Here is an 18,980-nt window from a genome sequence, read left to right as displayed (position 1 = left end):
TTATTTAAAGTTTAATTGCACGCCAAAGTTTATCACACGTTGAGTAGGATAACTCAAACCGTTTCCTCCTCCCATTTCCGGGTCCCAGTATTTAAACGGCGAGAATGTCAGGAGGTTAGAGCCGCTTACATATGCGCGGAGGAATTTCCAGGAATATCCGACTTCCGCATTCTTCAATTTCAGGAATGCACCGTTACGTAACCAATAGTCCGAATTCTGGGTATTATTGCTATGGGATTTCTGGGTCAGGCGCGGGTAACGTGCATAGATATTCGGATTCTCCGGACTGTAATAGTCTTCGGCGATGAATGTGAGCACGTTCCGGTTCTGGTCGTCGCCAAAAGGATGGAAACCGGAAATGAAGAAGGAACGGTGTGCCATACCCTGGAAGAAGAAGGAGAAGTCCCAGTTCTTGTATTTAAAGCTCGGTCCGAACCCGTAGATGATTTCCGGAGTTGTAGGCCAACCCATGTGTACCTGGTCGTATTCATTGATAATACCGTCGGTTACACCGTATTTATTGGGTATATCCACATATTTGATATCGCCCGGAGCTACGGATGCGCTGAAAGACTGGGTTGCGGAATTGTCTATTTCACCCTGGTCGATAAACAGGTGTCCCGCATATACATAACCGGTCAATGCGTTAATCGGATAGCCTATAGGTGACTTTTCCGGATAATCGGGATTATATCCCTGGGCATATTTGAGGACTTTGTTACGTGCAAAAGAGAAAGTTCCCTTGAACTGTACGGAGAAATCTTTCGTAAACTGTTTCCCGTAGTCCAGCGATAATTCTACTCCCCAGTTTTTCACTTCGGCATAGTTACCGTATATCGATCCCGTATAGTAACCTAAATAAAGCGGCAAAGCATTGTTTCTCTGGTAAATATCCTTACGCAACTCATTAAAATATTCCACCGTCAGATTCAGGCTGTTGAACAAGCCTATATCCACACCGACATTGGTCTTGTAGCCCACTTCCCATTTCAATTTCTCATTCTCATAACGGCTGAACAGGATTCCTTTGTAACTGAGCATATTCGAAATGCTGTTTCCGGTGCTGAACTGGGGAGAACCGTCCAGGTCTACTATCGGCAAATACATAAACCGGGAATTTGCATCCGCATTACCCACCAGACCGTAAGAAGCGCGGAGTTTCAGGTTATGGATTACTCCTTTGGCTTTCTGGAAGAATTTTTCTTCGCTGATATTCCATCCCAGAGCGATTGACGGAAAGAAACCGAAACGGTGTCCTTCGGCAAAGTTCTCCGAACCGTTGTAACCCATATTCAATTCCGCCATATACTTATGGGCATAGTCGTAGCTGACACGTGCCGCAACACCCTGTTTACGTATAGGAAGCGTGGTAGTCAAATCGCTGGTAGCCGTATTGCTGTCATACTGGTCCTGGTTGTACAAAATCATGGCTGAAAGGTTGTGTACATCCTTAAAGGTACGGTTATAATCCAAGTATGCCTGAAAGTAGAAACGGCGGTCACCGCTCACGGTACGGTTCGTGCTCAACGTATGGTTTGATTCCGTACCCATGATGCGAAGCAGATAGTCTCCGTCATTTGAGCTGGTCAGTGTATATTTATTATAACCGTGGGCGCGCGTAGTGCTGCTGGACGACCAGTTCTTGACAGACAATAAAGCATTGAATTTCAATCCCGGCGTGATGAAGTCCAGTTTTTGCGCGTATTTCAGATTAGCGCGTACAGTGGTTTCGAAGCCGTCCGCATACCCGTCTACGAGATCCGCCAACGGATTCTTAGCGGCGGAAACCGTTCCGCGGTCATATACTCCCCATTTGAGATAATCGCTGGTATTTCCCCAACTTGTGACGGAAGAGCCTTGCGGGTAAAGAATAGGAAAGTCCACAGGGTTCACATTCATCACATTCGAGAATAAAGTGCCGGTTCCCGTACTCGGTCCGTGAGTATCCCTCAGCTCCACTCCGAGATTCATGGAGATAGTGGCTGTTTTCGTGAGATGGACGTTGAGGTTGTTCTGGAACGTATAACGAATGTTATTGATGTTGTTGTCATAAGAATAAAATTCTTTGCTTCGTCCGCGCAACATACCGGTCTCATGCGTCATATTGGCATTGATGAAATAATCGACGCGCTTGCTTCCTCCGCGTACGTTAAGATTCACACGCTGGTTGAATGCTGCGGTCTTGAAGAGTTCGTCATACCAATTGACATTCGGATACAGATAAGGGTCGCTACTTCCCGCCATTGTTCCGTTTATCTTATCCTGCGAATAGATATAAGAGGTGGTAGCATAATTATTTTGCGCCTCATTATACATATTCATATAAGTAACGGCATCCACAAATTCAGGGACTTTGGTAGGCATGCTTACGTATCCTTCGATACGTGCGTTGATTATCGCTTTTTCCCGGTTCTCACCGCTTTTGGTCGTGACAATCAGTACGCCGTTGGCACCGCGTGTACCGTACATTGCCGTGGCCGTCGCATCTTTCAGAACGGAAAAGCTCTCAATCACTTCCGAATCCAAAGCATTCAAATCACCCGACGATGCTTCCACGCCGTCAATGATGATTAGAGGGGAAGTGGCGGTTAGTGTAGAGATACCGCGGATATAGAAGGTGGAACCGTCGTTACCCGGCTGGCCGGAACTCTGGATGGCGGTTACACCGGCAATACGTCCGGCAAATGAATTGGTGAGGTTGGCAGAAGGTACTCTCAGTTCCGGAGCTTTTACTTGTGAAACCGCTCCTACCATCGATTCTTTCTTCTGGCCTACGCCGAACGCGGTTACCACCACTTCATCCAAAGCCTGGCTATCTTCCGACATTTCTACGCTGAGAAGAGTTACATTCGTTAGTTTTACCTCAGTGTTTTTGTATCCCATATAGGAAAATACAAGTGTCTGGCCCGGTACGGCATTGATGGTAAAACGTCCTTCCATATCAGTGATAAGCCCGTTTGTAGTGCCTTTCACTAAAACATTGACTCCTACGAGAGGTTCTTGAGTGTTAGCGTCGATAACAACACCCTCATACTTTTTGGCTGCTTGAGCCGTTATAACCGCGTTGGTATCAGACAACGCACACACAGGCGAATAAAACGGAAGAAAGAGGATTAATCCCGAAGTCAATACGACTTTCCATTTTATTTGCCTAACATAAAAAGCTGTTCTCATAGCATTTTAATTTAAGTTGAAAACATATTAAATGGAGGCAAAAAGCAGTCCGTCTCTTTTTAAGAGATGAATCAAAAAAAGAATTTATTTATTCCCAGCCTATTAGATTTAATATATTTGCTGAATTGAACAACAATCTTAATTTTTTTCATTTATTTTTTCGTCTAATATGCAATTTTTTTACTAAATATATTGGTTCTATTTTAATATTTGCGTATATTTGCAGCCGTTAGTTCCTCTCTTAAAAAGAGACGAATCAACTCACTCAACAACTCATTTTCCATTTTATATCTCATAGAAGATTCAGGAATATCCTACTCTGTACAAATCCGTTTCATGTTTACTTTTTTTAAGTACGGTATATTTAGCTAAAAAACAATATTTTGGAAAATCCCGGATAGGGAAAGTTGGTCTGCAGACCGGGTTTGATTGGAAAATCGGGGGAAGTATATTCAGGAAAAATATGATTTCAAATAAAGGTGCTGCAATCGGCATTTCATTCCGGATTGGTTTCCGCCGATAGTTTAAGGACTCTGCCGATAAATCTATAAATTGAGAATAAACGTCCTAATCATAAAGTTGTAGGATATAATTTTTTCATCGCTCTTTTTTAAGACTTATTTGCACTCTTTTTGCTTGTAAAATGAGAACCGGAGATTCAAACCGGATTCTCATAATTCACGGATAAGCCCGATTTATGAGATGAAATCGGACGTATCCATGAAATTAAAATGGCAAGTCGTAGTCAGATGTATTTTTTTCATTAGTAAACGGCAAGCCGAGATTGTCCAGAAAAACCAAATCTTTTATTTTTTTGCTGAATCGGGTAAAAACAGCCTCATGTTCGATTTCCTTTTTCCGATTTTGGCTGATAGTCAGGAATGCTTCTTCTTTATCAATCATGCAAAATCCTGTTATATAAAATGTCCTCAAATCATCCATTTCTTTAATTTATATGGGTCAATCCGAAAAGCCAGTTGGTGGTTTATGTTGCATTCACGATAGATTCCGGTTGAACTTTCATCCGAATTCCCAGTCCAAACGCCGGATTTTCGAACTTAATTATCCCCCCTCCTATAAACAAAAATCAGATAATCATCTTCCGATAACTATCTGATTCTCAAAAGAGCGGTAAACGAGGCTCGAACTCGCGACCCCCAGCTTGGGAAGCTAGTGCTCTACCAACTGAGCTATTACCGCCTGTCTATTATCACGCCCTTTTTACAGGGCTTGTGAAATGATGGTGCAAAGGTAAACATTATTTTTATATCTCAAATAAAAAAGCAATGAAATTTTAATGAAAAGATAAATTACCGGGACTGGAAGCAATGGACGGGTGGATTCGGAACCGGGTATAGGTTAAGCATAATCTTTTATTTTGATGAAAAAACAACCGGATATGAAAAATGAATGATTATGGTGCTTTTTACAATGAAATATGCAAGGAACCGGAAGGAAGAGCGGAAAAATGGCCGGGATTTGGCGTTTGTTGGTTTCAAAGATACATAAATTCCACCGGTTCTCTGTCAATAAGCTCCCGTTTGGAGAAATATGACGATATAATATATATGGAAATCCTATTCGAAGTTTCAGACTGACAGATTCGGGCAATATGAAAATAAATGGGATTTAGCGTAAAGAAACCCCTCCCGTATGCTGTTTTTCCACTGTTATCCGCTTGCTTTAAAAGCAACGGCACGCTCCTCACCGACCGACGGGTGTTTGCTTTTAATGGAACAGGCTGTTGCTTTAAAAGCAAAAAACAAAACGTATGCCTGCGTTTCGCATATTCCAATAATTTATATTCACCGGACAGGGTGTTTTTTGCATATACTTTCAATATATTATGCATACTGTTTTTTATCCGGCAGAATCCGGATAATCGTACTCCAGGGAAAATATGAAAAACAGAACATCCGGCATGGAGGCCAACGCCCTTTTGGCGGGTAACAATTCCGTTGCCCGGTGAACAAACTTTCCTTTTCATCTGTTAGAATATCTCAAAATCAGATATAACCTAACCCTGTATGAAAAAAAATAAACTGCTTTTTGTGCTATTGGTTTTGTATCTTTCCGTCAACCGGGCAGATGCACAAACACCGTTGAGTTTTGAAGAATCGCTGCGCCTGCTCAATCAGGGAAACCGAAGCCTGAAAATAGCCGATAAAAGTATTGAAATAGCCAAGGCCGAACGGGATAAGCTGAACGCCTTCTGGTATCCCAGCCTTCAATCTACGGGGGCATTCGTGCACATGTCGGAAAAGATTGAAGTAAAACAATCCTTGTCGCAATTCACGGACCCGGCAAAAGATTTTGTACACTCCATTATTCCGGACGACCGGATTATTTCGTCAATATTGGATAAAATAGGAGCAAATACGCTTGTCTTTCCCCTGACTCCGAGAAACCTGACAACTGTTGACCTGTCGGCCGAATGGGTACTGTTCTCCGGAGGAAAACGTTTCCGGGCTGCCGATATCGGCAGGACAACGGTAGAGCTGGCAAGAGAAAACCGGGCGCAGGTCTCCGCCGGCCAACAAAACCTATTGGCCGAAAGCTACTACGGGCTCCGGCTGGCTCAACAGGTTGTGGCAGTCCGTGAGGAAACCTATAAAGGATTGCGGAAACATTATGAGAACGCTTTAAAACTGGAGGCCGCCGGAATGACGGATAAAGCCGGCCGCCTCTTTGCACAGGTCAACATGGATGAAGCCAAACGGGCTTTGGAAGCGGCGCGGAAAGAAGAGACGGTAGTGCAGAGCACACTCAAGGCATTGCTGAATAAAAAAGAAACGGATGAAGATATTATCCCCACCTCTCCCCTGTTCATGAACGATTCGCTACCGCCCAAAATGCTTTTCGACATGTCCGTGAACAGCGGGAATTATATGCTCAACCAACTACAGTTGCAGGAACACATCGCCAGACAGGAAGTCCGGATTGCACAAAGCGGTTACCTGCCGAATATAGCCCTTTTCGGCAAGCAAACCCTGTATTCACACGGTATCCAGAGCAATTTGCTGCCGCGCACGATGATAGGCATCGGTTTTACGTGGAATCTCTTTGACGGGTTAGACCGTGAGAAAAAAATCAGGCAGTCGAAGCTGGCGCAGCAGTCATTAGCCCTGGGACGGATGAAAGCCCGTGACGACCTTGCGGTTGGCGTAGACAAACTCTATACACAACTCCAGAAAGCGCAAGACAATGTAAAAGCGCTGGATGCGACGATTGCTTTAAGTGAGGAATTAGTACGCATACGTAAGAAATCCTTTGTCGAAGGAATGGCGACTTCCACCGAAGTCATCGATGCCGAAACCATGCTTGCCAATGTAAAGGTAGCCCGTCTGGCCGCATACTACGAATATGACGTCGCTCTGATGAACCTGCTTTCGCTATGCGGAACCCCCGAACAATTCATAAACTATCAACCTAAACCGTAATAAAAAAATGAAACCAACCAGTAAAGCTCTCTCATGGGCCTTTGTCATTATAATGCTGGCCGCCGGCATTTTCACCGCCCTTGGAATGATATTGATGCACAAACAACCCCTGGTATTACAAGGGCAGGCCGAAGCGACGGAAATCCGCATCAGCGGAAAACTACCCGGACGCATTGATACTTTCCTTGTCCGTGAAGGCGATTGGGTGCGGCAGGGAGACACCCTTGTCGTTATCAACAGTCCGGAGGTACACGCCAAATACCGGCAAGTAAACGCCTTGGAACAGGTAGCCGTGCAGCAGAACAAGAAAATAGACGCGGGAACCCGCCGCCAGATTATAGCTACGGCGTTGCAGCTCTGGAATAAAACCCGGAGCGACCTTACCCTTGCGAAAACAACCTATGACCGCATACAGGCCTTGTATAAAGACAGCGTAGTCACTTCCCAGCGGAAAGATGAAGCGGAAGCGATGTATAAAGCGGCGCTGGCGGCCGAACGTGCCGCTTACGAACAATACCAGATGGCTGTAGACGGCGCCCGGAAGGAAGACAAGGCATCGGCGGCAAGTATGGTCGATGCCGCCCGGAGTACCGTTGACGAAGTGTCCGCTTTATTGGTAGACGCCAGGCTTACCGCACCGGAAAACGGACAGATAGCGACCATTTTCCCGAAACGCGGCGAACTGGTCGCTCCCGGAACTCCCGTCATGAATCTGATAGTCATGGACGACATACATGCCGTACTCAACGTACGGGAAGATTTGATGCCCCGGTTCAAGATAGGAGGAACGTTTGTTGCGGATGTACCGGCTATCGGCGAGAAAGATGTCGAATTCAGGATTTACTACATCAGCCCGCTGGGAAGTTTCGCAACCTGGAAATCGACCAAACAAGTGGGAAGTTATGATTTGCGTACATTTGAGATTCATGCGCGTCCCGTCCGGAAAGTGGACGACCTACGTCCGGGCATGTCCGTATTATTGACTTTAAACGAATGAAAGCATGAATTTACCGCAAACAGATTCGCCATTTCGCCGCGTATTGCTGCGGGAATGGCGGCGGATGACTTCGCGACGCCTTTATTTCGGTGTCTGCGTGGTCCTGCCCCTATTCACGATTTTCTTTATGGCTACGATTTTCGGCAACGGCCAGATGGAAAATATTCCTGTCGGCGTCGTCGACCAGGACAACACTGCGACATCGAGAGAAATTGTCCGGACCATATCGGCCGTACCGACCTTTAAAGTGACGGACCATTTCGCCAATGAAGCCGCCGCCCGGAAAGCCGTACAGAAAAAAGAGATTTACGGTTATCTCTCCATTCCTCCGGGATTCGAACAAGATGCCGTAACCGGGAAGGACGCCTCTCTTTCCTACTATTATCATTATGCCTTGTTGTCGGTAGGCGGTGAATTGATGGCGGCGTTCGAAACGGCACTGGCTCCGGTAGCGCTTTCTCCTGTCGTGATGCAAGCTGTCGCCCTCGGAACAGGGCAGGAACAGATTACGGCATTCCTGTTGCCGGTACAAGTCAGTAACCATCCGATATATAATCCGAGCCTTGACTACTCCGTCTATTTGAGCCAGCCGTTTTTCTTCGTCCTGTTCCAGATTCTAATCTTGTTGACCACCGTATATGCGGTCGGCACTGAAATCAAGTTCCGTACGGCAGACGAGTGGCTGCTCGCGGCAAAAGGGAACATGGTGACGGCGGTGGCCGGGAAATTATTGCCCTACACCGTTATATACATCCTGACGGGATGGCTGGCTAATTATGTGATGTTCGGTATCCTGCATATCCCTTTCCAAGGAAGCTGGTGGCTGATGAACATAATGACTGCAGTTTTCATCATTGCGACGCAATCGCTCGGACTGTTCCTGTTCTCGTTATTTCCCGCCATATCGTTAATCATCAGCATCGTATCCATGGTGGGCTCCCTGGGCGCCACCCTGTCGGGAGTAACCTTTCCTGTTCCCGACATGTACCCGGTTATCCGGGCTGCTTCCCGTCTTTTTCCTGTCCGGCATTTCACCGAAGCGGTACAGAATATGTTATACGGAGGCAGCGGATTTGCCCATCTATGGCCTTCGGCCGTATTCCTTTGCATCTTTCCCCTGCTGGCTTTATCGCTGTTTCCCCGTTTAAAAAGAGCCATAGAAAGTCATAAATATGAAAACATCAAGTAAATTGCAACAGTTATCATTCATCATCCGGCGTGAGTTCCTCGCTATCAGTACCAGTTATGCGGTATTGCTGGTACTGACGGGAGGAATATTCGTGTACGGGCTGTTATACAATTATATGTACGCCCCCAATATCGTGACGGACGTCCCTGTCGCCATCGTCGATAATTCACGCAGTGAGCTGAGCCGGAATTTCATCCGTTGGCTTGACGCTACCCCGCAAGTCGGTATCTACGCCCGGGCAACCGACTATAACGAAGCCAGGGAATGGATGAAAGAAGGTAAGGTACAAGGCATATTATACCTGCCGCATGATTTCGAAGAGCGGGTGTTCCGTGGCGATGAAACCGTCTTCTCCCTATATGCGACGACCGATACGTTTTTGTATTTTGAAGCTTTGCAGGAAGCGTCCTCACGTGTAATGCTGGCAATCAACGATAAATACCGGCCTGACGAAGCCGTGTTCCTTCCCCCGCAGGGATTGCTGGCAGTCGCAACGGCAAAGCCGGTCAACGTAGAAGGGACCGCCCTTTATAATTATACGGAAGGATACGGCTCATACCTGATTCCGGCTGTTATGATGATAATCATATTCCAGACTTTATTGATGGTTATCGGAATGCTAGCCGGAGAAGAACACAGTACAGGAGGAATCCGTTCTTTCATTCCTTTCGGTCGCGGATGGGCGGTTTCCATGCGCATTGTGTTAGGAAAAACATTCGTATATTGCATATTATACGCCGTATTTTCCTTTTTCCTGTTAGGGCTGCTCCCCTATTTTTTCAGTATCCCGCATATTGGAAACGGATGGTACATCCTGCTGATGATGATACCCTACCTGTTGGGCACGTCTTTCTTCGGACTGGCGGCCTCCCGCTATTTCACCGATTCGGAAGCCCCGCTGCTGATGATAGCCTTTTTCTCAGTCGGGTTGATTTTCCTGTCCGGCGTCTCCTATCCGTTGGAACTGATGCCCTGGTACTGGAAAGCGGCCCATTATATTTTCCCGGCAGCGCCCGCCACCATCGCTTTCGTGCAATTGAATTCAATGGGGGCGGACATGGCGGACATCTGGCCTGAATATATTACTTTATGGTTTCAGGCGCTTGCCTATTTTATACTGGGCGTATGGGTGTACAGAAAGAAACTCTTGTCTTGCAAATGTCTACCTGCGATTCAGGTACTTGATAAATAGGTAGCCTCCGAATACTTGCAGGCACATTCCGGGAATCCCCATGCGGAAATCCTGGACGGCATCATGGAAACTGCCCGTATATGCCCATTCTCCCAATGTCCCGATTGCTTGGTAAGCCAGTACGACCCCTATCAGGATGGGAATGGAAATGCGACCGAAGCGTTGTGCGCTCCATCCCGCCGCGATAGCCAGCAAGACGGATTTCAATAAGATGGCAGGCAACACGGCAAGCGCCGGCATGCCGAAAAGCAGGGAATTTACGATTGGTGACAGGACAGCGGTCAGCAAACCGACTTTCCAGCCGTATTTGTAAGCTCCCGTCAAGGTGAAGAAATAGATTGGCAGCCAGATTATTCCTCCTTGAGGGATGAGATGAAAGAGTTGGGGAAAAAGGATATTGCCGATGATGAATAATAAGGCTGCCAAATACGTTTTCACATCGTTGTAATTCAGCGAATAAAGTTTTACAGTAGTTGTTTCCATATCTATTATTATTTTTTAATTAAACCGATGCCTCCTCCACCCCATTTCCGGCGGAAAGGCAACAAGCATTCGTTTCAATATATACCGGTGTCAGGATTCCCGTCCGGAAACTTTTTCAAGAAACTCCCGAATCAGCGGCAATATGGCTTCCGCCGATTCTTCCTCGCTGCACATCGTTTCTACAGGACATCCTCCCGTGCGGGCACGGTTCCAGATGAAAGGGACTTCCTGTGCGAAACCGACCTTCACGCCGTATTTCCGGAACAGGGACAAAGCCTTCGAACTGATAATATCCGCGTACACTTCTTTTATCCCTCCGAGAACCATTAAAGCCGCCGCTCCTTTTCCGACCACTTTATCGGCAATCACCGCCCCTTTCAGGTAGTCCGGTTCCTGTACCAGCAAATCGTACAAATCAATCACTCCCCGCCGGGTGAAAGTGCGTATCTTGTTTCCATTAGCAATCACGCAGGAATATTTTCCCGCATGCAGCAGGCCGATTAATTCTTCCATTCCGTTATAAGGTTTCTTGTTTGAGTTGTTCTACAAAGCGGTCTATCCGGTGCAGTTCGCCGGGTATATCTATATTCTGCGGGCAATGTACCACACATTGCTTGCATCCGATACAATGGCTGGCTTGCCGGAGCTTGGGCACGCTGCGGTCATAACCGATAAGGAATGCGCGGCGTGCTTTGGCATAATTCTCGTCCTGGGCGCTTTCAGGCACATTGCCTTCGTTGATACAGCGGTTGTAATGCAGCAAAGTGCCCGGAATATCCAACCCATACGGGCAAGGCATGCAATATTTACAGTCATTGCAGGGAATGGTGGGATATTTCAACATCAACTGCGCCGTTTCCTCAAGGAAATCCTTCTCTTCGTCAGTCAGCGGCTCAAGCGGGGAATACGTCCGAAGATTGTCCTGCAAATGCTCCATATAAGTCATACCGCTTAATACCGTCAGCACATTCGGGTAAGAACCGGCAAAACGGAACGCCCACGAAGCAACGCTTTTCTCCGGACAGCGCTGTTTCAGCCGGGCGACGAGATTGTCGCTCAGTTTCGATAGGCGGCCTCCCAAAAGCGGTTCCATGATGATGGCCGGAATGTTTCTTTTTTCCAGTTCGCCGTACAAATATTCCGCATTCGTGTTGCGGGTATTCACTTCTTTAGCATGCTTCCAGTCGACATAGTTGAGCTGTATCTGCACAAAGTCCCATTTCATTTCGTCGTGCAATGAAAGCAGGTAGTCATACACCTCTATGTCGCCGTGATATGAGAATCCCAGGTTACGGATACGCCCCGCCTTCCGTTCTTCGAGCAGGAAGGCGAGCATCCCGTTGTCCAGATAACGCCCTTTAAGCGCCTCCATTCCTCCCATGCCGATGCCGTGGAGCAACATATAATCGATATAATCGACCTGGAGGTCGGTAAAGGATTTGCGGTACATGTTAAGGGAAGCCTCGCGCGACCAGGTGTCCGGAGAAAAGTTCGACAATTTGGTTGCTATGAAATATTTATCGCGCGGATGCCGGCTCAGCGCGATGCCTGTCGCCTTTTCGGAAAAACCTTGGACGTATGCGGGAGACGTGTCGAAATAGTTCACCCCGTGGGCGATGGCATAATCCACCAACCCGTTTACCGCATCCTGGTCAATCATCTCGCCGCTGCCGTCGGAAGCAGGTATGAGCGGCCAGCGCATACACCCGTATCCCAGAAGCGAAACGCGGTCGCCCGTAGTCGGAGCGGTACGGTAAGTCATTTTGTCCACTGGTATCTCTCCCTCTCCCGATGTGCCGCCCGCGGCGGACTTGTTCTTGGAAGAACACCCGTATAATAAAGCCGTCGAAGTGGCGGCGCTGATACCGACAATCTTAATAAAATCCCTCCTGTTTATTCCTTTCCTATTTTTCTCTTCCATGATTTCGTTCTGATTTAGATTAGACAATTCGATGCATCTGATGTCCTGTCACATAAATGGCGCTGAAAGGACGGGACGGGCATAGATTTTCACAGGCTCCGCAACCGATGCATTTTTCCGTATTTACAACCGGTATTTTAGGGGAACCGGCACGGGCGGAATCGGAAGCTACCATCTGGATAGCTCCGGTCGGGCAATGGCGGGCGCAGTTGCCGCACTCCATTCCGTCGGTCAACGGCACGCAATTTTCCTTAATCCATACGGCGTGGCCGATTTGAATGGCGGATTTATCCGCCGCTGTAATCGGACGGATTGCCCCTGCCGGACAAACTTCCGAACATTTGGTACATTCCGGGCGGCAATATCCGCGCTCGTAAGACATATGGGGCTGCATCAGTGTCATCAGGCTGTCGGAAGGACGCAACACCTGGTTCGGGCAAACGGACACGCATAATTGGCAAGCCGTACAATGTTCCGTAAAATTGCGTGCGCTCAATGCGCCCGGCGGGAAAAGCGGTTCTTCCCGATTGGGGATTTTTTTGTCTTCAATGGCCGCCAATCCGCCGTCCACCTTCTTCTCCTGCGCTTTCAACACGGTAGCGGCCGCAAATACCGTCGATGCGGAAAGAAAGGCACGACGGGCCGTATTCACAGGTCCCGATGCGGCGGACACGGCTTCCCGGACTTCCGGACGGACGGTTTCCGCCTTCGGAATCCGTCTTGCATACCGGATGGCGCCTTTCTTGCATTTGCCGATACAATCCATACAGGTGACACAACGGCTGTAATCAATCTCATGCCTTTTCGCATCGATGCAGGAGGCTTTGCAGTTGCGGGCGCACAAGCCGCATCCGTTGCATTTGGAAGTATCAATCACCGGTTTGAAAAGGGAATATTTTGAAATTATCCCCAATACCGTACCCACCGGACAGATTGTATTGCAATAGGTACGCCCGTTGCGCCAGGCAAGTACCGAGAGCGCTATCAAAGTAACGGCAGCGACGATAAGGGTAAAACCGCTTTTCAGCCAGACATCCACTTCGTAAAAAGCGTAACTGTCCGCCCGTTCGGCCAGATAAGCCAGCAGGTTGTTCCCCCATTGCCAGACAGGAGCCAACAGGCCGGACACCATGCGCCCGTAAGCGCTGTAAGGCGCCAGCAGGATTGCAAAGGAATTCAATCCCGCAACCATCGCGAGAATAAAAAGGCCCAATACGCTGTAACGCAACCATTTCAATGCGGGAGAATAACGAAAGCGGTTTTTCTTCCGTTTGCCGGACAGCCAGGAGATTATATCCTGAAAAACTCCGAGCGGGCACAAGACCGAACAGTAAACACGTCCGAGCAGAAGAGTCAGAATCAGAAGAAACAGCACGATACCGAAATTCAAGGCCAATAACGCAGGCAGAAACTGTACCTTCGCCAGCCATCCGAACCATGCGTGCAATGTCCCTGTGAAATCAAGGAACAGCAGGGTAATAAGCGTAAAGCATACAATAGCAACTGTAAGTCTGATAGTACGTAGCATAATTAAGTTATTTTTATTTTCCATTTATAGCAATCTATACCCCTATCGCAGGAAACCGTACGGCAACGGCCCATCCGGCATCCTGATTTTCCCTGTTTCCGGTGTCAGGATATTTAAAAGCTCTTCTCACATCATCGATTCATTATTAATTCATTGCAAATATAGTCGAAATTAAGTTTTCTCAAAGTAGATAAATTACAGATTATTATACCCGTATTACAGAAAATGCTTATTCCCGTATGACCGGTGAGCTTTTTATTCCTACCTTTGCACGGTAAAAGTAACAACTTTTTTTTAACTCGCTATGCAGAAATTAGTCAAGAAGAAATACCGGATTCCTTTTATTCTGGTGACTTCCCTTTTCTTCCTCTGGGGATTCGCGCATGCCATCCTGGATGTATTGAACAAACATTTTCAGGATGTGATGGATATCAGCCGCGCTCATTCGGCATGGGTACAGGTAATGTTTTATCTGGGATATTTCGTGATGGCTGTTCCGGCGGGACTGTTCATCAACAAGTACGGCTACCGCAAAGGAGTGGTTTTCGGGCTGTTGCTCTACGGAAGCGGTTCGTTGTTTTTCATTCCCGGGGAATATCTGATGTCCTTTCATTTTTTTCTTCTCTCCCTTTTTGTCATTGCCTGCGGGTTAGTTTTCCTGGAAACGGCCGCCAATCCGTATATGACGGAATTGGGCGGACGGGAGACGGCTGCCAGCCGGTTGAATCTGGCGCAGTCTTTCAACGGGTTGGGATGTATCTGCGGGCCGCTTATCGGAGGCTTGTTGCTATTTTCGGAAGAAGGAGATTCGAATATCTCACTTCCATATACGTGGATGGGAATTCTTGTTCTGGCAGTGGCTTTCGTGTTTTCCAGGATTCGCTTGCCGGAAATTACCCACGGGGAAGAAACGGAAAAGCAGGGACAGCCGCGAGGCCTCTGGTCCCATAAACTTTTTATTTTCGGCATCGCGGCCTTGTTCTGTTACGAAATTGCGGAAATATCCATTAACAGTTTCTTTATCAATTACGTAGTAGACGACGGCTGGATGAATGCGCGCGACGCTTCCGTGGTGCTCTCGTTCGGCGGCCTGGGGCTGTTCATGTGCGGGCGTTTCGCCGGCAGTTGGATAATGCGGCGGATAAGGGCGGAAAAAGTTTTGTTCTTTTGTGCCGTCGGTACGGTCGTAACGAGCTTGTTGATTGTGCTGAATCTGGGAATCGTATCCTTAACGGCCCTTTTCTTCGGCTATGCTTTCGAGGCAATCATGTTTCCCACTATTTTCGCCCTTTCGCTGAGGGGGTTGGGCAATCATACCAAACGGGCATCGTCCTATCTGATGATGTCGCCCGTCGGAGGGGCTATCGGTCCTCTGGTGATGGGTTATGTGGCAGACCGGAGCACAATGTCGTTTTCATTTACCGTTCCGTTACTCTCGTTCATCGTCGTGATGCTGTATGCATGGAAAACATTGAAATGTCAATGGAGCGATACGGGCCGGTGAAGATGGCGACGGTATTCGCATCCGGTAAAACCGTTGTATTTTTTTCAGACTAATTTCAGTTCCGGGAAGTGCCGGATACGAAGATAAGCCGTATCTTTGTAACAAATAAAAAACGAAGTTATGATAAAGAATATCGTATTTGATTTTGGAGGAGTGATTGTAGACATTGACCGTGACAAGGCGGTTCAGGCATTTATCAAATTGGGACTGGCGGATGCCGATACCCGCCTGGACAAATACCACCAGACCGGAATCTTTCAGGAATTGGAAGAGGGCAAGCTGAGTGCGGACGAATTCCGGAGACTGCTGGGAGACCTCTGCGGCCGCCGACTGACAATGGAAGAAACCGGACAGGCATGGCTGGGATTCTTCAATGAAGTGAATCCGGATAAACTCGATTACATGCTGGAATTAAGAAAGTCATATCATGTGTATGTTTTGAGTAATACCAATCCCTTTGTCATGTCCTGGGCATGCAGTCCCGGTTTTTCATCAAGGAAAAGGCCGCTGAGCGATTATTGCGACAAACTTTATCTGTCTTATCAAATCGGATATACGAAGCCTGCTCCGGAAATTTTCGATTATATGATAAATGACTGCAACATCATTCCTTCGGAAACCCTGTTTGTAGACGACGGGGCTTCGAATATACATATCGGGCGGAAACTCGGATTCGAGACTTTCCAGCCGGAGAACGGGACGGACTGGCGGAAAGAGCTGACCGCGATGTTGGGAAAATTATAAACGGGAGGCCCCGACGGTCTTCCGGAAATCTTCCGGAGCCGGATGCAGTAGTCCCCGTATCGATGAAGACATAACGGGAAAGAGGCCGTTCCAAACGAGAAATCGAAAGCCGGAAACCTCTTGCAGGTTGAAGTTTGAAAAGGAAAACATTCCCCTATCCATGCCTTGTGTTCTGACGAATGAAGGCTAAGATAGGGGAATTTATGATGTCATAACTTATAAACGGCAAGAAAAGCCGTTCCATTTTGAACTGTACCCTGAAAGTTGGACTGTGTCCCGAAAAACGGGCATAAAACTTCCGGAGTGCGTTTCTTTTACGGAATGCATCTTGTTATTTCCCTGTTTAGTTCTTGGGAAGCAATTCCAGAAACATCGTACTGGTCAGCAATATAGCCAAACCGATACAGACGGTGATTAACAACCAGTTGATATACTTTGCCTTCGGTTTGGTGTCGGCGTGCAGGTTGTTCAGGAAATATTCCCTGAAAAAGAGATATAGGCCGGGAATGGTGGCGCTTGCCAATAGAAAATCTTCCGGAATCTGGAAAAAATAAGTCTTGGACAGTCCTATCAGCGACCAGTGGCAAAGGAAGAGTACCAGAAACATGTTTACCTTATGGGCGAACAACAGCAATACCCCGATTGTGAATACCACAACGGAACAGGGCATTACCGGAGAAGTCATTTCCGGGAAACTCAGCCCGCGTGCCAAAGAAACCAGCGGGTATATAAAAGGCATCGCCAACAGGACATAGGATAATACGTCGTATTTGTGCGTACGCTCAAAAGTCGTATAGCCCGTTATCGCATCCCATACCCAGATAACGGCCATTACTCCCCAAAACAGGGCCATCACTCCGTTATAACTGCGTTCTTCGCAACAGATATAATAATAGACAACGGAAATCCATGAATATAACCCTATCATGTAGAACTTCATTCCCATCTTCACCCACGGGCGCGGCTTGCATACGAGCAATGCGGTCAACGCGATGCCGATGAGAATAATAACTATCTGTAAAAGCCAGGTAGCGGAATTATAATATGCGATTGTTCTCCAAAAAATCTCCATAAAAGTAGTTTATTAATGTCTTGTTAAAGAAAAAGCCCTATGAGGAAACAGAAACATCGGGAATGTAGCCCCGACCGCCAGCATGAATATGACCGTGCTCGCTACCAGAGAATTGGAAAAGAACATTCCCATATACCCGTCCAACTGTTCCGGTTCATTCACTGTCTGCAAGCACATGATAAGCGAGAACACCATATTGTATGCGAACTTGCCCGGAATCATCGGAAGCAATGCCGGAATATAAAGCACCGTCATCGGGCAATACACCTTTTTCCCCAGCCACAAACTGCCGAAACCGATTACCAGACCGCCAAACAAAGAAGCGGTGGCGATATCCACACCCAAATAAGTCATCAGGCAAAAACGGCAGGCATGTCCCAATGCGGCCAGTACCGCAATCATCTTAAACGCGCGCAAGGGAGGATCGGATATCGCACCGAATCCGATACCGGCCACTGCCGCAAAAAGTCCGTCGGAAAGAATGTCAAGAGCTATCATATCAAATTAAACTGTTTTTTACCATTATCAATGTAAAGGAAAGTCCGATGGCGATGCTGACAATCAGCAAAGAAGCTTCCGTCAGCCGGGCGAATCCCGTTAAAACGTAACCTTCCACTATATCAATCACCCCGTTAATCAAAGGAACGCCCGGCACGAGATACAAAACGCTGGTTGCCAGTGCAATTTCGGAAGTCGTGTCGAATATCAAAGCCGTAGAGGCGCACAGGGAAGCGACGAACGCCGAAACGATAAATGTAATGTAGTGGTTGATTTTCTTTTTCTGCATCTGTTGTTTCAGGTAAAATCCCGTGATGGTAGCCGAGAATACGATTCCCATGGAAATCAAATCCCCTCCGAACAACTTACAGAATGAAGCATTGGCGAATCCCACCAGCAACAGGACAAAAAGAGGATGTATCATCGGGGCGGAAATGATTTTCCTGTATTTTTCCGTCAGTTCTTCCAACGACAAGTGATTGTCCAGCGCTTCCCAACTCAATGCGCTTAATTCGGAATTATGTTCAAAACTGATAGGATGCGCGGGAATGTCTATGACTTCATTGCAAGCCTCGTTAGTCTGTTTGTCGATAATTGTGAGAATGATGTTTTTATGGAATACCCCCAGTTTCACCTCCAGCCCGAAAGCCTCCCCGATGCGTTTGGAATTGCGGACCACCCGCGAAGTATGCACCCCGGCCCCCATCAGATGGGCAGAATATTCAGCAATGAATTTACCTATTGATAATAAAGATTCGCTTGTCTTCATGTAAGTGATATTTTTAAATCGGCTGCAAAATTACAAAAAAGAGTTATAGCAACAGCCTTATTCCTGAATATTTTCTCACTAAATATCCGAAACCGAAAAACACGGTCTTTCACAGCAACCCGTTTCCGGTTCTGTGAAAGACCGTGCCAATCTTTTCCTTAACACTAACCTAATTTTATCTCTAACTTAAATTACAAAATACCTGAAAAATCTTTTATACTGCTAATAATCCTATCTTTCAATTTCCGATTTTCAACTTCCGAAAGGCCGGAAACGACATCGGCCGGAGCCAGTAATACGGCCTTGGCCTCTTCCGCGTCCGCTATCTGTTCCGGGTGTTCCCTGAAATAAGCCTCCCAACGGGAAACCGACTGCGGAGATACACCCAGCACATAGTTGATAAAATCATCATCCGTCAAAAAATCTTTTACCTTAGAGCACATATAGCATCTTTTTTAAAGCGTTTACA

At 47.1% G+C, this 18,980-nt stretch carries 16 protein-coding genes and 1 tRNA gene; 6 read left to right on the top strand and 11 right to left on the bottom strand.

Going from position 1 to position 18,980, the window contains the following annotated elements; genetic code table 11:
• The 3 genes from Q5076_RS04145 to Q5076_RS04135 all read right to left on the bottom strand — a co-directional run bounded on the left by Q5076_RS04145 (position 1) and on the right by Q5076_RS04135 (position 4,374).
• Positions 1-3,174: a TonB-dependent receptor gene (locus tag Q5076_RS04145; RefSeq protein ID WP_303011073.1), complete on the bottom strand. Its 3,174-nt coding sequence runs from the start codon at positions 3,172-3,174 to the stop codon at positions 1-3.
• Positions 3,175-3,900: 726 nt separating this feature from the next.
• A complete protein-coding gene (locus Q5076_RS04140; protein ID WP_303011072.1) occupies positions 3,901-4,077 on the bottom strand; it encodes a hypothetical protein in 177 nt (58 codons plus the stop codon).
• Between the two features lie 224 nt (positions 4,078-4,301).
• Positions 4,302-4,374, bottom strand: a tRNA-Gly gene (locus Q5076_RS04135).
• Positions 4,375-5,201: 827 nt separating this feature from the next.
• Between Q5076_RS04135 and Q5076_RS04130 the strand changes: the two genes are divergently transcribed.
• From Q5076_RS04130 to Q5076_RS04115, 4 genes are read left to right on the top strand one after another with little or no spacing between them, the layout of a single operon-like run.
• Positions 5,202-6,614, top strand: a complete 1,413-nt coding sequence (locus Q5076_RS04130; RefSeq protein ID WP_303011071.1) for a TolC family protein — start codon at positions 5,202-5,204, stop codon at positions 6,612-6,614.
• Positions 6,615-6,621: 7 nt separating this feature from the next.
• Entirely contained in the window at positions 6,622-7,611 is a 990-nt protein-coding gene (locus tag Q5076_RS04125) for an HlyD family secretion protein (RefSeq protein ID WP_303011068.1), read from the top strand.
• 4 nt (positions 7,612-7,615) lie between these two features.
• Positions 7,616-8,800 (top strand): ABC transporter permease, encoded by a 1,185-nt coding sequence (locus tag Q5076_RS04120; RefSeq protein WP_303011065.1) that lies wholly within the window; start codon positions 7,616-7,618, stop codon positions 8,798-8,800.
• On the top strand, positions 8,784-9,992 hold the full coding sequence (locus Q5076_RS04115; protein ID WP_303011062.1) for an ABC transporter permease: 1,209 nt from the start codon (positions 8,784-8,786) through the stop codon (positions 9,990-9,992). The genes Q5076_RS04120 and Q5076_RS04115 overlap by 17 nt, the downstream gene beginning before the upstream one ends.
• Here the strand turns inward: Q5076_RS04115 and Q5076_RS04110 are convergent.
• From Q5076_RS04110 to Q5076_RS04095, 4 genes are all read right to left on the bottom strand, one after another.
• On the bottom strand, positions 9,963-10,475 hold the full coding sequence (locus Q5076_RS04110) for an ECF transporter S component (RefSeq protein ID WP_303011060.1): 513 nt from the start codon (positions 10,473-10,475) through the stop codon (positions 9,963-9,965). The two genes, Q5076_RS04115 and Q5076_RS04110, sit on opposite strands and share 30 nt — an antisense overlap.
• A gap of 90 nt (positions 10,476-10,565) precedes the next feature.
• On the bottom strand, positions 10,566-10,988 hold the full coding sequence (locus Q5076_RS04105; RefSeq protein ID WP_303011059.1) for a DUF1893 domain-containing protein: 423 nt from the start codon (positions 10,986-10,988) through the stop codon (positions 10,566-10,568).
• Between the two features lie 4 nt (positions 10,989-10,992).
• Positions 10,993-12,396 carry an aldo/keto reductase gene (locus tag Q5076_RS04100; RefSeq protein ID WP_303011058.1) on the bottom strand — a complete coding sequence of 468 codons (1,404 nt, stop codon included), beginning with the start codon at positions 12,394-12,396 and terminating at the stop codon, positions 10,993-10,995.
• A 19-nt stretch (positions 12,397-12,415) separates the two neighbouring features.
• Positions 12,416-13,924: a 4Fe-4S binding protein gene (locus tag Q5076_RS04095; RefSeq protein WP_303011055.1), complete on the bottom strand. Its 1,509-nt coding sequence runs from the start codon at positions 13,922-13,924 to the stop codon at positions 12,416-12,418.
• A gap of 304 nt (positions 13,925-14,228) precedes the next feature.
• Between Q5076_RS04095 and Q5076_RS04090 the strand changes: the two genes are divergently transcribed.
• Both Q5076_RS04090 and Q5076_RS04085 read left to right on the top strand, forming a co-directional pair.
• Positions 14,229-15,428 carry a sugar MFS transporter gene (locus tag Q5076_RS04090; RefSeq protein ID WP_303011053.1) on the top strand — a complete coding sequence of 400 codons (1,200 nt, stop codon included), beginning with the start codon at positions 14,229-14,231 and terminating at the stop codon, positions 15,426-15,428.
• A 120-nt stretch (positions 15,429-15,548) separates the two neighbouring features.
• Positions 15,549-16,172, top strand: a complete 624-nt coding sequence (locus Q5076_RS04085) for an HAD family phosphatase (protein WP_303011049.1) — start codon at positions 15,549-15,551, stop codon at positions 16,170-16,172.
• A 343-nt stretch (positions 16,173-16,515) separates the two neighbouring features.
• On the opposite strand, the gene Q5076_RS04080 is transcribed toward Q5076_RS04085, so the two are convergent.
• The 4 genes from Q5076_RS04080 to Q5076_RS04065 form a co-directional block, all read right to left on the bottom strand.
• Positions 16,516-17,244 (bottom strand): DUF6064 family protein, encoded by a 729-nt coding sequence (locus Q5076_RS04080; RefSeq protein ID WP_303011047.1) that lies wholly within the window; start codon positions 17,242-17,244, stop codon positions 16,516-16,518.
• A gap of 12 nt (positions 17,245-17,256) precedes the next feature.
• A complete protein-coding gene (locus tag Q5076_RS04075; protein WP_303011044.1) occupies positions 17,257-17,742 on the bottom strand; it encodes a threonine/serine exporter family protein in 486 nt (161 codons plus the stop codon).
• Position 17,743: 1 nt separating this feature from the next.
• Complete coding sequence (locus tag Q5076_RS04070; protein ID WP_303011041.1) at positions 17,744-18,511, bottom strand: threonine/serine exporter family protein; 768 nt, start codon at positions 18,509-18,511, stop codon at positions 17,744-17,746.
• A 191-nt stretch (positions 18,512-18,702) separates the two neighbouring features.
• Positions 18,703-18,954: a hypothetical protein gene (locus Q5076_RS04065; protein WP_303011038.1), complete on the bottom strand. Its 252-nt coding sequence runs from the start codon at positions 18,952-18,954 to the stop codon at positions 18,703-18,705.
• Positions 18,955-18,980: the final 26 nt, after the last annotated feature.

Source organism: uncultured Bacteroides sp. (assembly GCF_958445495.1).
Taxonomy (GTDB): domain Bacteria; phylum Bacteroidota; class Bacteroidia; order Bacteroidales; family Bacteroidaceae; genus Bacteroides.
This window is presented reverse-complemented; position numbering and strand designations above follow the sequence as displayed.